This window comes from Kitasatospora sp. NPDC056783 (assembly GCF_042789895.1).
Lineage (GTDB): Bacteria > Actinomycetota > Actinomycetes > Streptomycetales > Streptomycetaceae > Kitasatospora.
Genome location: NZ_JBHUAF010000616.1, coordinates 1 through 2,797, shown reverse-complemented (window position 1 = coordinate 2,797; position 2,797 = coordinate 1). Strand labels below are relative to the sequence as shown.

Annotated in this window: 3 protein-coding genes; 2 read left to right on the top strand and 1 reads right to left on the bottom strand. The window is 74.6% G+C overall.

Features of this window, described 5'->3' with window-relative positions; genetic code table 11:
- On the top strand, positions 1-456 hold a 456-nt coding region (locus ACFRMQ_RS39870; RefSeq protein WP_380735800.1), incomplete at its 5' end, for a hypothetical protein.
- Between the two features lie 413 nt (positions 457-869).
- Here the strand turns inward: ACFRMQ_RS39870 and ACFRMQ_RS39865 are convergent.
- Positions 870-2,237: a LuxR C-terminal-related transcriptional regulator gene (locus ACFRMQ_RS39865; RefSeq protein ID WP_380735799.1), complete on the bottom strand. Its 1,368-nt coding sequence runs from the start codon at positions 2,235-2,237 to the stop codon at positions 870-872.
- A gap of 179 nt (positions 2,238-2,416) precedes the next feature.
- On the opposite strand from ACFRMQ_RS39865, the gene ACFRMQ_RS39860 reads away from it, so the two are divergent.
- Entirely contained in the window at positions 2,417-2,605 is a 189-nt protein-coding gene (locus ACFRMQ_RS39860; RefSeq protein ID WP_380735798.1) for a hypothetical protein, read from the top strand.
- Positions 2,606-2,797 lie beyond the last annotated feature (192 nt).

The following is a 2,797-nucleotide window of genomic DNA, read 5'->3' as shown; positions in this document are numbered from 1 at the left end:
GCGCGCTGTCCCCGCCCGACCTCGCCGGCCGCGACAGCTGTGTATACGAGCGACGCGGCCTCCGAGGCGGCCGTGGCCTCCAACTCCGCCGCGGCCTCCGCGTTCGAGGCGTCCGTCTCGGCGCAGCAGTCGATGACCAGGGAGAAGGCCGCCTCGGTGCTCAGCGGGGTGACGGACGGCGGCAACGCCCAGGGGGACGTCACCATCACCGGCATCGCGCGGCAGAACACCGGCGGCCTGAACGCCGTGGTGGTCACCACGCAGAACCCGGGGCCCGACCCGGCCTCCTACGCGGTGCAGGTCGACTTCGTCGATGCCGGCGGCAAGGCCGTGGACAGCTCCGTCGTCGGCGCCGAGAACGTCCCGGCGAACGGCAAGGCCCAGCCCGTCGCCTTCAGCAGGCAGCCGGGCGACCTGAACCTGACTCCCGTGGTGGTCAAGGCCGTCCGCTACTGAGGCCGTCCGCCGCTGAGGCCGCCGGCCGCCGGGCCCTTCGGCTACGGGGCCCTTCGGCGCGGGCCCGGGCACCTCCCGCACGGTGTCCGCCGCCCGCGTCCGGGTGGCCACCAGCCCGGTTCCGCCGGCCCGATGGCGGTCAGCTCGGTCGTGCCGCGCTCGACGGTGAGGTCCGGCAACTGTCGGGCGGCGGCGTAGGCGGCCGAGCGGCCGAGCGGTCGGGGCCGAGCGGTCGGGGGCGCGGAGGACCGGGCGGACGCACGGGGCGCTCATGGCGGGGAGTCAAGCGGGTCGAGTACGAAGGGGCATGCGGTTCTCCGCGCGCTGCCCCCGAAGTCCTCGCTCGTCCCGTAGCCCCGGTTGTAGCCCCCGGCCGTGGCTCCCGGCGCCGGGTTACGTCACGCAGCCACGGGTTACGTGACATCCTCCGCACGCTCCTTCTGCCGGGCCCGGTAGGCGCGGGAGCGGCAGCGGGGCGAGCAGTAGCGCGGTGGGCGGCCGCCCGGCCGCCGCCGCGCTCCGGGGGAGGAGGCCGGCTCCGTCAGGGGCTCGCCGCAGGCGGGGCAGGCCGCCGCCCGTACCGGCGGCGCGGCTTCGGTCCCGGCTTCGGTTCCGGCGTCGGGTTCCACGTCCGGCTCGGGCCCGGCGGCCGGTTCGGGTGCCGAGGCCGGGTCCGCGGCCGGGTCCGGGGCGGGGTGTGAGGTCAGGCCCATCCGTTCGGCGACCACGCCGGCCTCGAAGCGGCTGTGCGCGCCGAGGCTGTCCAGCAGCTCCGAGACGTGGCGGCGGCAGGTGCGCAGGGAGATGCCGAGCCGCCGGGCGATCGACTCGTCCTTGAGGCCCTTTGCGAGCAGCACCAGGATGCTCTGCTTCACGGTCTTGGTGACGTCGTGGGCGGCCTGCGGGCCGTTGGCGAACGGGGTCGCGTTCTCCCAGTCCCGCTCGAAGACCGTCAGCAGGTAGGAGAGCAGGTCGGGCTCCCGGATGATCAGCGCGCCGCCGGAGCTGGCCGGCAGCAGCGCCAGCGAGCCGTCCACGATGATCAGTTGCGGCAGCACCTCGGGCAGCGTCCGGATCTCGGCGCCCGCCTCGATGAGCCGTCCCGCGTGCACCCGGGTGGGCTGGTCGAAGCGGGTCGCGTGCTGGTAGAGGCTCCGCATCCGCACGCCCCGTTCGAGCAGCGCCAGGTCGCGCGGCAGCGCCTCGCGCAGGGCGGCCGGGGGGAAGGCCCCGCCGTGCTTGGACACCAGCACCTCGCTGCGGCAGGAGTCCATCACGTCGGCGAGCAGCGAGCGGACCGCGAACTTGTCGGGCAGGCGGTCGATGGTGCCCTGGGGGAAGGCGTGCTGGCGGGCCTGGAGGTAGACGGGCAGCAGCGCCGCGAGCCCGTCGCGCTGTTGCTGGATGAGCCGCCGCTGCTCGCGCAGCGCCTCCTCGTGGGCGCGCAGGGCGGTGTCGCGGGCGGAGAGCAGTTGCGCGGTGGCGGCCTGGGGGCTGACCGGAAGCCAGGCGGTCGGGCCCGCGGCGGCGGGGTCGTCGGATGCGCGCAGCTCCTGGAAGAGGCAGGCCCCGGTGAGCTGCCGGACGGCCGCCTCGCACTCCGGGAGGCTCAGGTCGCTCTCCGCCGCCGCCTGCGCGAGGTCCGCGGGTGTCAGGCGCTCGTGCACCACCGTCCACCGGTAGAGCGTGACGGCGGCGCTGTCGAGCGCGGGTACGTCGGCCGTCGGTTCGAGGGCGGGCGGTCTGGGGGCGGGCGGTCTGGGGGAGGTCCCGGGTTCCATCGCATGTCTCCTAAAGCTGCCAGGCAGGCTCATGATCCCTTGTGGGGGATGTCGCGGCCATCCGCCGACTGGCAGGGTGACGATCAACGGACCGGGTGAATGTGCCGCGAACTGCGGAAACATCCGAATCGTGTGGAACTGTCCCCAAGGTGATGGGAGTTGTCATCGTGCGAGGAATCGTGACGCGGACACTGGCCGCGGTCGTGCTGGGCGCCGCCGCCTGGGTGGGCGGGGTGGCCCCGGCGAGCGCCGCCGGGTTCTTCGACGACGGGACGTGGACGGACTACGGCCCCGGGAACGGCGGCCACAGCTGCGTTTCCACGACGGCCTGGGGCGACCAGTGGTGCCCGGGCAAGCCTCCGCTCTGACGAGTCGCCTCACACCGGCCCGCCCTCACCTCTCCGAAAGGGAGTCTCCTGCTGTGCACATGGCGCTGAAGCTCCGCGTCCCCACCGCTCCCACCGCCACCGGCCGGGTCGGCTCGGCCGGCGGCGGTGGGTCCGCGCGCCCGGTCGGGCGCCCCTGATCACCGATTCCCCCCTCGGTGAAGTGACGTGCCC